A 359-nucleotide genomic window follows, 5' to 3' on the forward strand; every position below is an offset into this window, starting at 1 on the left:
CCGACCGATGAAGTAGTACCACGCGAAGGGATCATCCCCGCATGCGCGGGGAGCACAGCCCCAGGTTAGCTATCCAGCACGCCCAGGGCGGATCATCCCCGCATGCGCGGGGAGCACGGATGAGGTGCGGCAGTGATTCCGCGCGAGCAGGGATCATCCCCGCATGCGCGGGGAGCACACGCGCTTGGCCTCAGTGGCGGAGTACTCGGAGGGATCATCCCCGCATGCGCGGGGAGCACTCATGTGAAACATCCACGCCAGCCGAATCCGAGGGATCATCCCCGCATGCGCGGGGAGCACATCGTGCAGGGCTACGACGACGTGGCGGCTGAGGGATCATCCCCGCATGCGCGGGGAGC

At 67.1% G+C, this 359-nt stretch carries 1 CRISPR repeat array (only partly in view).

Going from position 1 to position 359, the window contains the following annotated elements:
- The first annotated feature begins 27 nt into the window (after window positions 1-27).
- A CRISPR array of direct repeats spans window positions 28-359; the repeat unit is 27 nt; unit sequence GGGATCATCCCCGCATGCGCGGGGAGC (it continues 1,066 nt past the right edge of the window).

The organism is Olsenella uli (assembly GCF_901212655.1).
GTDB classification, from domain to species: Bacteria; Actinomycetota; Coriobacteriia; order Coriobacteriales; family Atopobiaceae; genus Parolsenella; species Parolsenella uli_A.